General features: G+C 45.1%; 12 protein-coding genes. 9 read left to right on the forward strand and 3 right to left on the reverse strand.

What is annotated here, in order from left to right; all coding sequences use genetic code 11:
* The first annotated feature begins 69 nt into the window (after positions 1–69).
* The 3 genes from rsuA to BCU07_RS04400 all read left to right on the forward strand — a co-directional run bounded on the left by rsuA (position 70) and on the right by BCU07_RS04400 (position 2,842).
* Complete coding sequence (gene rsuA, locus BCU07_RS04390) at positions 70–765, forward strand: 16S rRNA pseudouridine(516) synthase RsuA (protein WP_017060380.1); 696 nt, start codon at positions 70–72, stop codon at positions 763–765.
* A gap of 200 nt (positions 766–965) precedes the next feature.
* On the forward strand, positions 966–2,183 hold the full coding sequence (locus BCU07_RS04395) for a Bcr/CflA family multidrug efflux MFS transporter (protein WP_017060381.1): 1,218 nt from the start codon (positions 966–968) through the stop codon (positions 2,181–2,183).
* Positions 2,183–2,842: a DUF2913 family protein gene (locus tag BCU07_RS04400; protein WP_017060382.1), complete on the forward strand. Its 660-nt coding sequence runs from the start codon at positions 2,183–2,185 to the stop codon at positions 2,840–2,842. Before BCU07_RS04395 ends, BCU07_RS04400 begins: the two co-directional genes overlap by 1 nt.
* A gap of 124 nt (positions 2,843–2,966) precedes the next feature.
* Here BCU07_RS04400 and BCU07_RS04405 read toward each other — a convergent pair whose 3' ends face one another.
* Complete coding sequence (locus BCU07_RS04405; protein WP_017065397.1) at positions 2,967–4,397, reverse strand: DUF2867 domain-containing protein; 1,431 nt, start codon at positions 4,395–4,397, stop codon at positions 2,967–2,969.
* 98 nt (positions 4,398–4,495) lie between these two features.
* Between BCU07_RS04405 and BCU07_RS04410 the strand changes: the two genes are divergently transcribed.
* From BCU07_RS04410 to nhaA, 5 genes are all read left to right on the forward strand, one after another.
* Complete coding sequence (locus BCU07_RS04410) at positions 4,496–5,869, forward strand: MATE family efflux transporter (RefSeq protein WP_017060384.1); 1,374 nt, start codon at positions 4,496–4,498, stop codon at positions 5,867–5,869.
* Between the two features lie 122 nt (positions 5,870–5,991).
* Positions 5,992–6,663: an ABC transporter ATP-binding protein gene (locus BCU07_RS04415; RefSeq protein ID WP_017060385.1), complete on the forward strand. Its 672-nt coding sequence runs from the start codon at positions 5,992–5,994 to the stop codon at positions 6,661–6,663.
* Complete coding sequence (locus BCU07_RS04420) at positions 6,644–9,097, forward strand: ABC transporter permease (RefSeq protein WP_102428232.1); 2,454 nt, start codon at positions 6,644–6,646, stop codon at positions 9,095–9,097. The genes BCU07_RS04415 and BCU07_RS04420 overlap by 20 nt, the downstream gene beginning before the upstream one ends.
* Positions 9,087–10,235 carry a lipocalin-like domain-containing protein gene (locus BCU07_RS04425; RefSeq protein WP_029235783.1) on the forward strand — a complete coding sequence of 383 codons (1,149 nt, stop codon included), beginning with the start codon at positions 9,087–9,089 and terminating at the stop codon, positions 10,233–10,235. Before BCU07_RS04420 ends, BCU07_RS04425 begins: the two co-directional genes overlap by 11 nt.
* A 274-nt stretch (positions 10,236–10,509) precedes the next feature.
* On the forward strand, positions 10,510–11,676 hold the full coding sequence (gene nhaA, locus BCU07_RS04430; protein ID WP_010441484.1) for a Na+/H+ antiporter NhaA: 1,167 nt from the start codon (positions 10,510–10,512) through the stop codon (positions 11,674–11,676).
* 275 nt (positions 11,677–11,951) lie between these two features.
* On the opposite strand, the gene BCU07_RS04435 is transcribed toward nhaA, so the two are convergent.
* On the reverse strand, positions 11,952–12,563 hold the full coding sequence (locus tag BCU07_RS04435; RefSeq protein WP_102428233.1) for an OmpA family protein: 612 nt from the start codon (positions 12,561–12,563) through the stop codon (positions 11,952–11,954).
* On the reverse strand, positions 12,563–13,870 hold the full coding sequence (locus BCU07_RS04440; RefSeq protein WP_102333196.1) for a TolC family outer membrane protein: 1,308 nt from the start codon (positions 13,868–13,870) through the stop codon (positions 12,563–12,565). The genes BCU07_RS04435 and BCU07_RS04440 overlap by 1 nt, the downstream gene beginning before the upstream one ends.
* Before the next feature lie 755 nt (positions 13,871–14,625).
* On the opposite strand from BCU07_RS04440, the gene BCU07_RS04445 reads away from it, so the two are divergent.
* Positions 14,626–15,255: a TetR/AcrR family transcriptional regulator gene (locus BCU07_RS04445; RefSeq protein ID WP_017065403.1), complete on the forward strand. Its 630-nt coding sequence runs from the start codon at positions 14,626–14,628 to the stop codon at positions 15,253–15,255.
* Positions 15,256–15,305: the final 50 nt, after the last annotated feature.

Raw genomic sequence — 15,305 nt, forward strand, 5'->3', positions numbered from 1 at the left:
AGTGTGAAATAGCTCAACTAATTGAGCAAAGGTGACTATAATACCCGACTTAGATTAGTTGAGGTATTCATGCGTTTAGATAAATTTCTGTGCGATGCATTAGGCGTCACTCGAAGAGAAGCAACACACTTATTAAAATCCAAGGCAGTGACAGTAAATGATGTCATTCAAAAAAGCGGCTCACTCAAGGTAACTGAAGAGTGCGTTGTGGAATGGCAAGGCAATGAACTGAATGTTCACGGCCCACGTTACATCATGCTTTATAAGCCAGAAGGCTTTGTTTGTTCGCATGAAGATGGCGCAAATCGTATCGCGTTTGAATTACTTGATGAAATCAAAATGGACAAGCTGCACTTTGCTGGTCGTCTAGATATTGATACAACAGGTCTTGTATTGATTACCGACGATGGTAAGTGGTCTCACCGTATCACTTCGCCAAAGCACAAGTGCGAGAAGACGTACCGTGTGTGGTTGGTTGAACCTGTTGAAGACGATTACGTTGAAAAATTCAAAGAGGGCATCCAGCTTAAGAGCGAAGATGGCCTAACACTTCCTGCACACCTAGAAGTTCGTGCAGAGCGTGAAGTGCTGCTAACGATTCACGAAGGCAAATACCACCAAGTTAAACGTATGTTTGCTGCTCTTGGTAACAAGGTAGAAGCACTACACCGTGAACGTATTGGCGAAATTGAGATGGACGAATCTTTAGAGTTAGGTGAATACCGTTACCTAACGCAAGAAGAAGTCGATTCAATCTGGAAGTAGTCCTTAGCTAGAAGTTGCTCTTAACAAGAAATTGTTCTTAACAAGAGACCACTTTTGCTGGAAATAGCCCTTTCGTTGTAAAGCCGACCATGGATAGCGTCGGCTGATGATGTTGACTGGTACTAGGAAAGTCTCAGCCAATCTTTGACTCGCGTACTCACGCTAGTCCCTAGCTCTATCAGTTGAACATTCGGAGAACCATGCAAACATCGACCTCACAGAGCCAAAGCTCCCAACTAGAAACACCTCAATTAGGCTTAGTGCTGTTTTTGATTCTAGGTGCGATTGGTGCACTTACTCCGCTAGCCATTGATATGTATCTGCCAGCGATGCCGACCATTGCTAAAGATCTTGGTGTGACGGCGGGTGAGGTACAAATCACGCTAACAGCCTATACCGCAGGTTTCGCGCTGGGGCAGTTGCTGCATGGCCCGTTGGCGGATAGCTATGGTCGCAAGCCTGTACTGCTTATTGGTGTGTTCTTGTTTGCTATCGCTTCTATGGTGAGTGCGACAACTCATGGCATTGAAGCGCTGACTTACATCCGTACCGCTCAAGGTTTTGCTGGTGCTGCGGCGGCCGTTATCATCCAAGCGGTGGTAAGAGATATGTTCGATCGTGAAGATTTCGCAAGAACCATGTCTTTCGTTACTTTGGTGATGACAGTTGCGCCATTGGTTGCTCCGATGATTGGCGGTTACTTAGCGTTGTGGTTCGGTTGGCGTTCAATTTTCTGGGTTCTGGCTATTTTTGCGGTGATCGTGATTCTGGCGGTATCGATGAAGATCCCAGAAACGCTTCCTGCAGAAAACCGACAACCATTGCGCTTTAAAACAACGATTCGTAACTATGCTCGACTGTGTAAGAACCCAACGGCGATGGGCCTGATTTTCTCTGGTGCATTCTCATTTTCAGGGATGTTTGCGTTCTTAACGGCAGGTTCATTCGTTTACATCGATATCTATGGCGTTCGCCCTGATCTGTTTGGCTACCTGTTCGGTTTGAATATTGTTGCTATGATCTTGATGACGAGCATCAACGGTCGAATCGTTAAGAAAGTGGGCTCCCACGCTATGCTCAGAGTCGGTTTAACCATTCAACTGTTTGCGGGCTTAGGTCTGTTAGTCGGTTGGATGTTAGATATCGGTTTGTGGGGTATTGTGCCATTCGTGATGCTGTTTATCGGCACACTGTCTACCATTGGTAGTAACTCAATGGCACTGCTTTTAAGCGGATACCCGAATATGGCCGGCACAGCTTCTTCGCTTGCAGGCACATTAAGATTTGGTACTGGTTCTGTAGTGGGGGCAATTGTTGCTATGCTACCAAGTGACACTGCAGGGCCAATGGCTATGATGATGGCAGCATGTGCAATACTGTCAGCATTACTATATTGGACATTAGGAAAGAAGGCATAATGTCAAAATACTATATTGAAATTCAGAAGTTAGTGAACGATGCGCTGGGCGAGCTGTATGCTCTGCATAAGTCTGGTAAAGCGATCGACGCACCTATCGCGAACAACCTTTATCTTGTTCGTTGGGTAACAAAAGCGATTAAATCTCAAGCTTATGATCGCGTGATTGTGCCTGACTTAGTTCGCTGGCAGAAACAGGGTCGCTCAAAAGGCAACAACTCTGATTTAACTTTTACCTTTAAACGTATTTCTGCGTTTTACGGACGTTTTTTCCCTGAAGGCGAAGAGCCTAAAACGCTAAAAGACAGTGATGTTGAAGCGTTCATGGACAAAATGTACGAGATGGGTTGGAGCGTATCGAGTGAAGACGAGCTAACGACTGGCGGCAAGATTCAATTCTTCACCGATGGCGAGCACTCTTTTGCTTTATGCGGTAAACAGTGTGACGACTCTTTCGACGGGGAGTTGATGGTTAAGCCAATGAACTGGTTTGTTCGTGGCAACCATGCTGAGTTCATCCAAGCGGCGATGGAAGCGGGCTTCATGCTTCACAAAGTAACGGACTATAAGTCTGCGGTGAAGTATCACGGTGAATACATCGTTTACCCTGCTAACCAAGGCAACCAACTGGCTGAGATCCCAATTAGCGTTATCGGCTAATAGCGGATTCGAGATGAGAGATACGAAGAGCGGAATTATCCGCTCTTTTTTGTCTCTCATAGCGCGTGTCGCTAATTTGCTTTTAGTCTTTTCGCATCTCGTCACTCGAATCCCGCATCTGCTTTTAATCCTGTTCTTTAGCCTGCTTCTCAATTGCCTTCACCATGCCTTTAAAAATAAACAGGTGGGCTGGCATCATAGCAAACCAATACAGTAACCCTAGAAACCCCTTTGGATGCCACCAAGCCGAGATATTCAGCTCGCGAGAGTCACCGTGGTCAGAGACAGTAATCTCGAGTCGCCCTAAACCGGGGCCTTTCATACCGAAAAGCAGAGATAAAAACTGATTCTCTTCACAGCGAATGACCTTCCATGAATCGATTTTGTCACCGACTTTTAGGTTGGGCCCTTCTGGCATTTGTCGAACCGGTACACCGCCACCGAAAAGAACATCCAACCATTCGCGTGTGCGCCATAAAGTGTTAGCAAAGAAGTAACCTTGCTTCGGGCTTCCGATTTGCTGAGCAACATGCCAAAGCGATTCCAATGAAGCGCTTGAGGTGATACTTGCGCCTGTTTTCTTCGGGTAATAGCCATACCCAGCTTGCCAGCGTTTGAATGCGGTTTTATCAAAGCCCCATACATTGCTTTTGACAAAGTTTCCTTCAGCGTGAATGGCTTGTTCAACCATATTTTCGAACGAGATAAGCTTCTGAGGGTACTTTTCTCTAATGATGGTCGAACTGGCGATGAAGTCGTGCTTTAAGCCTGCAAGTAGTGCTCTACCTATGTTAGACGGTACAGAAGTCACCACACCTAACCAATATGAAGCAATCTTTGGTGTCAGTAGCGATGTCGCCCATAGTTTGAGTGGACGATCGGCGGTTTTAGCAATATGAGCAAATTGGTTTCGGTAAGAGACAATATCCGGCCCGCCAACCTCAAAGGTTTGGCTTTCGCTAGGCGTGTCTTGTGCGAGTTTTAGTAAATAGTGGTTCAGGTTCTGCAAAGCAATCGGGTTGGCTTTAGAGTCAACCCATTTTGGCGCAATCATAATCGGCAAGTTGTACACGAAATCTCGCATGATCTCGAATGCCGCAGATCCTGGGCCAATGATCACGCCAGCTTGAAGTTCGGTAACGGGTACAGGCCCTTTACGAAGCAATTCGCCGGTTTTCTTTCTCGCTTGAAGGTGCTCTGAATCACCAGTCTGAGGCTGTAAAGAACTCAGGTAGATGACGTGTTGATTCTTTGGCCCAAGAGCAGAAACAAAGTTACGGGCTAAGTTCAGCTCATAATCGATAAAGTCGTGGCCTTCCGCCATGCCATGGACGAGAAAGAAGATAAGATCAAAGTCGGGGACTAAGGCTTGTGTCGCAGCTTGATCGGCCAGATCAAGATACTCAAGCGATAAGCTTTCGTGAGGCTCGGTCCGTGCCTTTAAATAGTCGATATGCCTTGCTGCTGCCGTGACTTGATAGCCTTGCTCAAGCAGGAGAGGGAGGAGTTGCGAACCAACATATCCAGAAGCGCCTAAAACCAGTACTTTCTTCATTGTTACTCCATTTATATCTGTGGTTAAAAACCGAACATTGATATAATAGCGCGATATTTATCTTTATTCATCAATACGTTCCGTTTAGGTATCTCTCTATGTTGCTCTCTTCAATTATTCATCACACACGAGGTGATTTTGTTCGCAGGCTTATTGCGATTGCACTGCCCATCACCTTGCAGAGCATTATGTTTTCAAGCCGAGGCTTGGTGGATGTATTGATGTTGGGCCAACTTGGCGAAGCAGACATCGCAGCTGTGGGGGTGGCGAGCCGAGCGATGTTCGTGACGACCATTATGCTGGTGGGTGTTACCACGGGCGGTGCTCTTCTTACTGCTCAATATTGGGGCGCGGGTAACAGACAAGGTGTGAGAGAAAGCACTGCGCTGACGTGGCTGGTGTCGACACTGTTTGCTTTACTGACTATCGCGTTTTTCGTTTCATTTCCTGCACAAATCATGGGCGTGACGACCGACTCTCAAGAGGTCATCAACTTAGGCGTTGAATACATCGTAATTACGTCATTTAGCATGCTAGCGGTATCGTGTGTCAGCAGTATGGCTGTGGGTTTGAGAGCGATGCACAAACCCGGGCTAAGTACATTTTTCAGCGGTATCGGCATCCTGTCTAACGTGTTCTTAAACTGGGTGCTGATCTTCGGTAACTTAGGCTTTCCTGCGCTTGGAATCAAAGGTGCGGCGATTGCGACGGTACTGAGTGGCGCGATTGAAGTCGCGACTTTGTTTGGTTATCTCTATTTCTCTAAGCATTTATTAGCATTTAAGTTTTGCGATATTAAAGCGGCAGCTTCGATTGATAAGGTGGTTCGCTTCTTGAAGCTGTCTCTGCCGACCACGTTTAACTTCTTAGCATGGGCGGGTGGTTTGTTTGCTTACCACGCGATCATGGGGCAATCGGGCGTTCAAGGTCTGGCTGCGCTATCGGTCATGACGCCGGTTGAATCTATCTCATTGAGTTTATTGATTGGCCTTTCGAATGCGGCAGCTGTTTTGGTGGGTAATCAACTTGGTGCGAAAAACAATGAAGCGGTTTACTATCAAGCGCTTGGCTTAACAATTTTGTGTTTCTTAACTAGTATTGTTGTAGCCGTTTTTCTCTATTTCGTTCAAACGCCAATACTTAATGCCTTTAGCGCACTGACGGAAGAAACCAGAGCCCTCTCAGAGAAGTTCATTCTGATCCTCTGTGTGGGTATTGTCATTCGCTCGGTGCCATTGACTGTGATCGTTGGGGTGTTGAGAGCGGGTGGTGATGTGAAGTTCTGCCTCTATCAAGATTTGATTGCTCAGTGGGTGATCGGTATCCCATTGGCAGCCATCGCGGCTATCTATTTTAAGTTTCCACCTGAGTGGGTATATCTGCTTTTCCTAACGGAAGAAGTCCTCAAGTGGGGCGGGTCGCTCTATCGCATGAAAACAAGAAAATGGATTAAAAACTTGATAGGAAGTTGAAGTAGGGCGCACCAATCGCATCACTTTATCGTTGGCGTGTGATCTATCTTTCAAAATACTTCCTCCTAACAGGGAATTAGTGTAGATTCTCCTTCCAAATTCTAACTAATGCGAGCTGTTTAATGTTAAAGCTGTCAGACCTATGTAAAGGCTATGTCGATGGGGGGGAGTTTCACCCTGTTTTGCAAGGTGCTGAATTAACATTAAACCAAGGTGACCAGCTGGCATTAATGGGAGAAAGCGGTTCAGGTAAAAGTACTTTACTGAATCTTATCGCGGGCTTAGACCTAGCGGACTCAGGTGAAATCGCTTTTCCTCACTTCAATATGCACGACTCAACCGAGCGTGACCGCACCGCTTATCGCAGAAACAACATTGGCCATATTTTTCAGCAATTCAACTTACTGCCAACGTTAAATATTGCCGATAACATCCGTTTTTGCCGCCAGTTAAAAGGCTTACCTGAAGACAAAGGTCTCTGGAGACAGATTCTCTCTGCTTTAGATCTTATGCCTTTACTTGGCCGTTACCCTGAAGAAGCGTCTGGTGGCCAACAACAACGTGCGGCCATTGCGCGTGCGCTGTATATGGAACCAAAAATATTGCTGGCCGATGAGCCGACCGGTAGTTTAGATGAGCGTAATGCAGAAGCGGTAATGCGTTTGCTGACCTCTTTGGCTCGTCAATTAGAATGTACGTTGCTGTTGGTAACACACAGTGAAAAAGTAGCTCTGCATATGGATGGTAGGATCCGTCTGCAAGGAGGGCAACTGCATGTTATGGCCCGTAGTTAAGGCACTACTCGGTCACTATCGACGTTACCCACTGCAGATTATTTTGGTATGGCTTGGTTTAACCCTCGGCGTATCACTTTTGGTTGGTGTTACTGCTATCAACCAACACGCCAAGCAAAGCTATGCGCATGGCGAAAAACTCTTTTCGAATCCTCTTCCTTACCGTATTCGACCAAAACACAACGCCAATAAAATCCCGCAAGGCTTTTATATCCAACTTCGCCGTGAAGGTTTTCAACAGTGTTCTCCTCTTGATCACCATCGTATCACTGATGAAAATGGCGCAAACTTCATGGTTGTCGGTATAGATCCTGTTTCTATGCTTCAGCTACAACCTGGTATAGCGTTAAAAGATCTCACCGCTTTGAATCTCATGAAGCCACCATATCCAATCCTTGTCAGTGATGATCTTGCTGAACACATGGAATGGCACAACGGCGATTACATCCCTTTGATGGATGGTTCTGAACTTGGTCCTGTGGTTGTTGATCAAAATAATATGATTAATGGTACAAGGTTGATTGCGGATATCTCCTTGCTCCGAATGCTTAAACGCAGTGCTGGGCTTTCAGTGATTGCTTGTTCAGACATGCCCACTGAGAAGTTTGAACGTCTTAAAAATATGTTACCTAATGGTTTGACGATCTCTCGTAGCTCTAAGGCAGAGCTTGAGTCGCTGACCAATGCGTTCCACTTAAACCTAAAAGCGATGGGTATGCTGTCGTTTGTGGTTGGTTTATTTATTTTCTATCAAGCGATGTCGTTGTCATTTATTCAGCGCCAACCGTTAGTCGGAATCTTAAGACAAACAGGTGTATCGGGCTGGCAATTGGCTAAAGCGCTTTGCTTAGAATTGTTGATATTGGTCGTACTGAGCTGGATCTGCGGTAATTTATTCGGTGTCATGTTAGCCAACCAATTGTTACCAGCGGTATCTTCAAGCTTAGGCGACTTATACGACGCCAACGTTGGCTTAACGATCGACTGGAATTGGCGATGGAGCGGCTACAGCTTATTGATGGCGTTACTTGGTGCGTTTTTAGCGTGCGCTTGGCCATTGGTGCGCTTGCTTAGATCACAACCGATTCGTTTGACCTCTCGCTTATCTTTGATGCGCTTTGCGGGTACGGAGTTTACTTGGCAAGCATTGATTGGCTGTGGTTTCTTGGTTGCTGCTGTCGCCGTGTATCAAGCCCCTCAGACTCAAGAGACGGGTTTTGCGATTATCGCGCTAATGCTGATCAGTGTGGCGCTATTTACCCCGTTTTTGATGTGGAAGTTATTTAACAGCCTCTCTTATTCGTTGCGCTGGGTTCGTGCTCGCTGGTTCTTTGCTGATGCAGCTTCCAGTATGAGCTACCGTGGCGTGGCGACGATGGCGTTTATGTTAGCCTTAACAGCCAATATTGGTGTAGAAACCATGGTCGGTAGCTTTAGAGATACCACTGATAAATGGCTAACACAGCGTTTGGCTGCCGATCTGTATATCTACCCAACCAACAATGCCGCTGCTCGTATGAGTAATTGGTTATCTGACCAACCTGAAGTGGATTCGGTTTGGTGGCGTTGGGAGAAAGATGTGGCGTCTCCAGTCGGTAGTATTCAGGTGGTCAGTACGGGGCCTTCTGAAGGTGAGCTAGAAGCGCTGACGATCAAATTAGGTATTCCGAATTACTGGTATCACTTACATCACTCTAAAGGTGTGTTGATCAGTGAATCGATGTCTCTCAAGCTGGGGATTCGCCCTGGCGACTACATTGACCTCTATGATAGTCTCGGCTCTGGTTGGCAGGTTGTCGGTGTTTATTACGATTACGGTAATCCTTACCATCAAGTCATGATGTCGCATCGAAACTGGCTGTATGGCTTTGCAGGGCGGGGTAATGTCGGCCTTGGGGTAATACTCAAAGACAATGTGAATTCATTAGGGCTTCGCAGCCGATTAGAAAGCGTATTCAGGCTTGGCTCCGAGCGCGTTTTCGATAACAACAATATTCACAGTCAAGCAATGCGGGTGTTCGATAGGACGTTCGCGATTGCAGATACACTAGGTAACATCACCTTGGTTATCGCCGTCTTCGGTATCTTCTTCGCGACGGTTGCGGGAGAAGTGTCTCGCCAAAGGCATATTTCCTTGCAGCGCTGTTTGGGTGTCTCGGCGAAAGAGCTGATCCTGACAGGTAGTTTGCAGTTGTTTGTGTTTGGGCTTATTTCCTCCTTAATTGCGATTCCGCTCGGATTGGCGTTAGCGAGCCTAATTGTTGATATCGTGATAAAGCAGTCTTTTGGGTGGTCACTCGAGTTACAAGTGATTCCTTGGGACTATTTGCAGACATTTGCATGGGCCATGGCAGCATTGATGCTAGCTGGTGCTTTACCAGTGATGAGAATGATTCGGAACACTCCGATGAAGTCACTGAGGGATGCGCTTTAGTATGTTTTTACGGAATACTTCAACTAAGTTAAGACAACGAATTCTGTCTTCTCTGCTATTAATCAGTTTCTTCGGCATCTTTTTAAGTGTTTGGGGTTATTACTCCTATTTCATCGATCCTGGTGAAAAGGACGTGAATGAAGTTAACTCAATATTGGTTAATGAACACTTCAATGTGTTCGAACCTGTTTTGCCAGACCGTAATGTTTCGCTACCACAAGATTTTAAGTTCCACCCAGAGTTTCAGCACGAGTGGTGGCATTACTTTGCATCTTTGAAAGGTGATGATGGTAAAGACTATTCGGTTCAGTGGAGTTTTTTTCGTATCGCAACGGACGAACGTGAAACACCGGGGTGGCAAAGCCCTCAAGTCTATATCTCAAATGTGGTGGTCTCTTCTAAGTCCAAAGTATGGAAAGAACAGCGCATGGCTCGTGGCGGTATTGGCCAAGCGGGAATGACTAATCGTCCATTCAGACTTTGGATTGATAACTGGAACTGGCGTGCACTCGGCAACACCCCATTCCCCGGGCGCCTTCAAGTGCAAACTGATACGTTTGGACTAGAACTCGACACCATTGCAAAAGGGCCCTATGTGCTCAACGGCGATAACGGTTATCAGAAAAAGCACGACTTATTACCTGTCGCGTCTTATAACTTCAGCGCTCCATTTTTATCGTTGAGCGGTGTGTTGAACCTAGACGGCGTTACCAAGGAAGTGGAAGGAACTGCGTGGGTACATAAAGAGTGGGGCAGTGGCTTACTTGGAGTGGGCCAACAAGGTTGGGATTGGTTTGTATTTAACCTCGATGACGGCACAGCGCTGAGCATTAACCGCTATCGTCATAACCAACAGTTGCCTTACATATTCGGGACATTAGCAACGCGCTCAGGCAAAGTTTACCAATTAACGGAATCCGACATTTCCATTCAACCATTGCAAAATACAACGTTGATGAATGGAAGACGGATGCCTTTGCAGTGGATCATTAACGTCCCTAAGCATGATATCAACCTCACAACGCGTATTATACGCAGGGATATGTGGCTTCCATTTGTCATACCATATTGGGAAGGGCCGATTAAGGCGAGCGGGAGCCATGAAGCGACAGGCTTTATGCAGTTAACTGGCTACTAAAAAACACCTAAGGCTATAATTTGATAGCCTTTTTTATGCCTGCGCCTTTTAGCGTCCCCCAATGAATTGTGCATACAGGTTCGATGATCTCATCTATACTTAATTCATGGTGCATAACAACATTATGGAATATACGACGTATTGTTTAGTATTTGTAGGAAAAACCGAAGTTAAACATCCGAAGAAGTGATTATCTATCAATTAAACTTGGATATAAACTCGTGGTTATTCTTTGTTATTCGTTTATTTAAATAATAAATATAAGGGCGAAATCATGACCGACGTCATCCGTGACTTCTTTAAAATGGAATCTGCTGGCGGCATCATACTAGTCATCGCTGCGGCGATCGCAATGTTTGTAGCAAACTCACCACTGAACGAAATGTACCAAGGTGTACTACATAGTTACGTTCTTGGTATGTCTGTGTCTCACTGGATTAACGATGGCTTAATGGCTGTCTTCTTCCTTCTAATCGGCTTAGAAGTTAAGCGCGAACTTTTAGAAGGCGCATTAAAGTCTAAAGAGACAGCAATCTTCCCAGCTATCGCAGCCGTTGGCGGTATGCTAGCTCCGGCACTTATTTACGTGCTATTTAACTCAAGTAACCCAGAAGCGCTTCAAGGTTGGGCTATCCCAGCGGCAACTGATATTGCATTCGCATTAGGTATCATGGCGCTTCTTGGTAACCGTGTACCGGTTAGCTTGAAGGTGTTCCTATTGGCTTTAGCAATTATCGATGACCTTGGCGTTGTTGTTATCATTGCACTGTTCTACTCAGGCGACCTATCAACGCTTGCGTTAACGGTTGGTTTCATCGCAACTGGTGTGCTGTTCATGCTAAACAACAAGCATGTAACTAAGCTGAGTGTGTATCTCATTGTTGGTGCAATTCTGTGGTTTGCAGTATTGAAGTCTGGTGTTCATGCAACGCTGGCTGGTGTAGTGATTGGTTTTGCTATCCCACTGAAAGGCAATAAAGGTGAACATTCTCCGCTGAAGCATCTAGAACATGCTCTGCACCCATACGTCGCTTTTGCAATCTTGCCAGTCTTTGCTTTTGCAAACGCAGGTATTTCATTGGAAGGTATCTCAATCTCAAGCCTAACAGGTATGCTACCGCTTGGTATCGCTATGGGTCTATTGATTGGTAAGCCTCTTGGTATCTTTGCATTCAGCTGGGGTGCGGTGAAATTGGGTGTTGCTAAGCTCCCTGAAGGTGTGAACTTTATGAACATCTTCGCAGTATCTGTCCTGTGTGGTATTGGTTTTACAATGTCTATCTTTATTTCATCACTAGCATTTGGCCCAACGAATGTAGAGTTTGACACACTAGCTCGACTAGGCATCCTGATGGGATCTACAACAGCTGCAATTCTAGGTTACTTCCTGCTAAGCGTTTCTTTACCGAAAACAGCAAAGCAACAAGAAGTAAAACTATAATCAGTGGTAGGCTCGTTTAACGGCGAGCCTATTCACTGATTAACAAGCTAACTTCTGAGTAGCAAGACGAGTCACAGAATCATCCTCCCCGATTCATGTGACAGCAAAGAACAAAAAAGCCGTGATAGGGTTTCCTATCTCGGCTTTATTGATCCTAACTGCTAGTATTTTTAGTTTGGTTAGTTATTGATGATCTAAAACTCCTAGATTCAACTCATTATTTTGATCGGCATGAATTGCGGATCGTTTTGGATGACCAGAGTGACAGTGTCATGTTATTTTTCTAGCGTGGTAAATATGGTCCACTCCTCGACGATCTGTTCGCTTAGTCCGACAACTGTGGCTGTTACTCGGCGGTTCAGTGCATGAGACGTAGCATCGTTGCCATCGCTCTCTAAGCGGTTTTCACCGTAACCAACAACTCTTACTCGGCTCGGGTCGATACCATTCGACAACAGTTCATCTTCAACGTGGTGAGCGCGTTTCTTTGATAGCTCTAAGTTGTATTCACTCGCGCCGACTTTACTGGCGTAACCTTGAATCTCTATCGATGCACTTTGGTAGGTTTCTAAGAACTCAGCCATAGTGGTGATTTGATCTGAGAAGATAGGGTTAACTTCATAGGAGTCATTGGCGAAAAGGATGTTCAGCCGTCTGACTTCTTGCGAGCTAACCGTCTCTCCACAGCCTTCGTTGTCTACAAGAGACGACTCTGGTGTGCCAGGACAGGTGTCTCGTGCATTGACCACACCATCGTTATCATCGTCTTGCAGGTCAGAAATTTGCTCCGCTTCTGGCGTTTCTATGTAGGGCTCTTCATTTTGGCTAGAGCATGCACATAGCGTTATCGTTAATGCGGAAAGTAATAAATAAGGTCTCTTCATCATTAATACTCCACTGCCGTTGTCCACTCGTCTGGAATGTCGACCAGTAGAGCGTTCAATAGAGAGCCTGTCGCATTCATTACACGGTATTTAGCGTACTGTTCAGAGTAATGCGCATCTAAGTAATCTTTGCGGGCTTCAAACAATTCGTTTTCAGTGTTAAGCAGATCAAGTAGCGTACGTTTGCCGATTCGATATTGTTTCTCATAAGCGATAACGGTTTCTGACGCCGAATCCACGTGATCAGACAAGAAGTTCTTTTGTTGTAACGTCAGATCCAATGCACTCCAAGAGAGGCGAAGGCCTTCTTCAACTTGTCGATAAGCACGATCTCTTAGATCTTTTGCTTTATTGAGTTGGTAAGCTGCAGCTTCTGAATTAGCACTATCGGTACCACCGTTGTAGAGGTTGTATCGCATTCTCAACATTGCCAAAGTCTCTTGGCTCGAACCTTCATCGCCTCCAGCATCATCTCGCCATGATTGAGATGCCTCGATAGAGAACGTCGGGTAGTTAACCCCTTTTGATTGTTTGTACTGGAAGTGCGCTGAATCGACATCTGCAGTCGCGACTTTGATGACTGGGTGTTGGTCCAGAGCATCAACAAGCGCGTCTGATAATGACAGAGGAATCATAGAAATATCGGCTCTTGGGTAGACTAAGCCAAGCGGTTCTTGACCCACTATTCTTCTAAATTGGGTGTGGGTATCAATTAGGTTGTTCTGTGCGGCTAATAAGTTGCCGTGAGCTTTTGCAATCCTTGCTTCTACCTGAGATACATCTGCGGTTGAGCCTATGCCTGAGACTGCACGCTTTTTGATGTCTTTATAGATTTTCTTGTGGATAGCGAGGTTACTTTCCGAAAGGGCTAAAACTTCAGTTGCTTTGACTGCGTCTAAGTAGATCTGTGTGACCTCTAGCGCTTTGTCTTCGGCATCCGCGAGCAATTGCAAACGAACCGATTCTGCTTCTGCGGCAGTACGATCAATATCATTGAGAGTCGACGAACCATCCCACAACAACTGAGTGAGGGATATGGTGGCTTCCTTTCGTGTGAGATCGGTATCAGGACCGTTGTTTGGCGCAGGGTTTATGCCTTCATAGCCAATACCAGCATCAAGATCGATACTCGGCCTATAAGCACCACCTGCGGCATCGTTTCGTTTTTGTACACTCACAAACTCATTAAAAATACTTTTTATCTCAGGATTGGTAGCCAAGGTAATGGCAACAGCCTGTTCTAAAGTCTGAGCAGAGAGTGGGGTTGCAATAGCTAAGCAACAGATGATGGGTAATTTAAACAGTCTCAAAGTAGGTCTCCTTCTACTTTTAAAAGCTCCCGCCTCCTCCCAACTAGCGTTTAACTACTTAATTGAGAAGGGTATTAAACGAAGCTTAGGACATCTGCTAGAAATTGCTAAGTTTGTTGGCTTTATTTCGAATGTAAGTCTCTATCGCTATTGATTAATTTACCAGTTGTGACAGGTGGCAAGCTTCGAGTAGATGTGTTGAAAATAAATGCAAGGCTAGAATTCGGCTTGGGCAGAGATTGGTAAACGTTGGTTAGGAGGTTGTTTGAAATACGTATCTCAGTGATAGCAATGTGCCAAGCGTGGTAGTTCGATTTTTAGTAAAAAATGACAATATAAAAAGAATCGATCGCGCTGTTTAGTTTGTAGTTGTAGCTGTGAAGAAGGGTAAGTAAGGTTTCACCCTAAACAACAAACAAAAAAAAGCCCAAACCAACGTGGTTTGGGCGGATACAAGTATAGGAGTTAATAAGGAAAATGCAGTAATTAAGAAAGCAGTGAGAAGAACAAGTTTGACGGCCTGTTAAACTTCTAAATACGCTGTTTTCTACCTAATTTAGGACTCTCCATTTCCATTTCAGTTCCAAGAAAATTCATTATTTTTTTCTTTTTTTATAAACACACAGCGATTCAATCGTTTAGTGCTGAGTTTTATTAACTGGTACGACCAATTTGTGAAAATGTGATGTTGCTTGCTTGTTAAATAAATGTACTAAGCGTATATTTCAAACAGTTGTTTAATACGAGTGATTGAAATGGCACCAAGAAGTACAACCAAAGACAAAATCTTAGATGTGGCTGAAGGCTTATTTGCTGAGCACGGTTTTAATGACACCTCTTTACGTACGATTACGAGTAAAGCGAATGTCAACTTAGCTTCAGTGAACTATCACTTTGGCGATAAGAAGACTCTGGTTCGTGCGGTACTCAATCGTTACTTAGAAGCATTTATGCCAGCACTGCAAGATGCATTAGTGAACTTAAACTTGAACGAAACGTATTCTATGAGTGACGTGTTTGAGTCGTTGAGACAGCCACTAAGAGCACTTAATGATGTTAGGCCAAATGGTACAAGCCGATTCATGTTACTTATCGGCAGAGGCTATACGGATGTGCAAGGACACTTGCGTTGGTTCATTACTACTCGCTACAGCGAAGTACTTTCTTTGTTTACGACATCTGTAATGAAGGCGAATCCGAACCTCACTCAAGAACAGTTATTTTGGCGATTACACTTCACCCTAGGGACTTGTGTATTCACCATGGCATCAAGTCAGGCTCTGGTAGAAATTGCAGAGAATGACTATGACAGAAAGATAGATGCTAAGGCAGTGGTCGATATTCTTATTCCATATTTAGCCGCAGGCATGTCAGCAGAAGAATAAAACAATAAAAAGCGAAACATTCACAACCAATATAGTGAACAAAAGGATCT

Source organism: Vibrio sp. 10N.261.54.E10, from assembly GCF_002877735.2.
Taxonomy (GTDB): Bacteria; Pseudomonadota; Gammaproteobacteria; order Enterobacterales; family Vibrionaceae; genus Vibrio; species Vibrio crassostreae_C.

What these genes read in the sequence shown, in the direction of transcription:
- BCU07_RS04405 (WP_017065397.1), bottom strand. Translation starts at nt 4,397, where the DNA reads ATGAAGAAAGTACTGGTTTTAGGCGCTTCTGGATATGTTGGTTCGCAA.
- BCU07_RS04415 (WP_017060385.1), top strand. Translation starts at nt 5,992, where the DNA reads ATGTTAAAGCTGTCAGACCTATGTAAAGGCTATGTCGATGGGGGGGAG.
- rsuA (WP_017060380.1), top strand. Translation starts at nt 70, where the DNA reads ATGCGTTTAGATAAATTTCTGTGCGATGCATTAGGCGTCACTCGAAGA.
- BCU07_RS04410 (WP_017060384.1), top strand. Translation starts at nt 4,496, where the DNA reads ATGTTGCTCTCTTCAATTATTCATCACACACGAGGTGATTTTGTTCGC.
- BCU07_RS04395 (WP_017060381.1), top strand. Translation starts at nt 966, where the DNA reads ATGCAAACATCGACCTCACAGAGCCAAAGCTCCCAACTAGAAACACCT.
- BCU07_RS04425 (WP_029235783.1), top strand. Translation starts at nt 9,087, where the DNA reads ATGCGCTTTAGTATGTTTTTACGGAATACTTCAACTAAGTTAAGACAA.
- BCU07_RS04420 (WP_102428232.1), top strand. Translation starts at nt 6,644, where the DNA reads ATGTTATGGCCCGTAGTTAAGGCACTACTCGGTCACTATCGACGTTAC.
- BCU07_RS04445 (WP_017065403.1), top strand. Translation starts at nt 14,626, where the DNA reads ATGGCACCAAGAAGTACAACCAAAGACAAAATCTTAGATGTGGCTGAA.
- nhaA (WP_010441484.1), top strand. Translation starts at nt 10,510, where the DNA reads ATGACCGACGTCATCCGTGACTTCTTTAAAATGGAATCTGCTGGCGGC.
- BCU07_RS04400 (WP_017060382.1), top strand. Translation starts at nt 2,183, where the DNA reads ATGTCAAAATACTATATTGAAATTCAGAAGTTAGTGAACGATGCGCTG.
- BCU07_RS04435 (WP_102428233.1), bottom strand. Translation starts at nt 12,563, where the DNA reads ATGATGAAGAGACCTTATTTATTACTTTCCGCATTAACGATAACGCTA.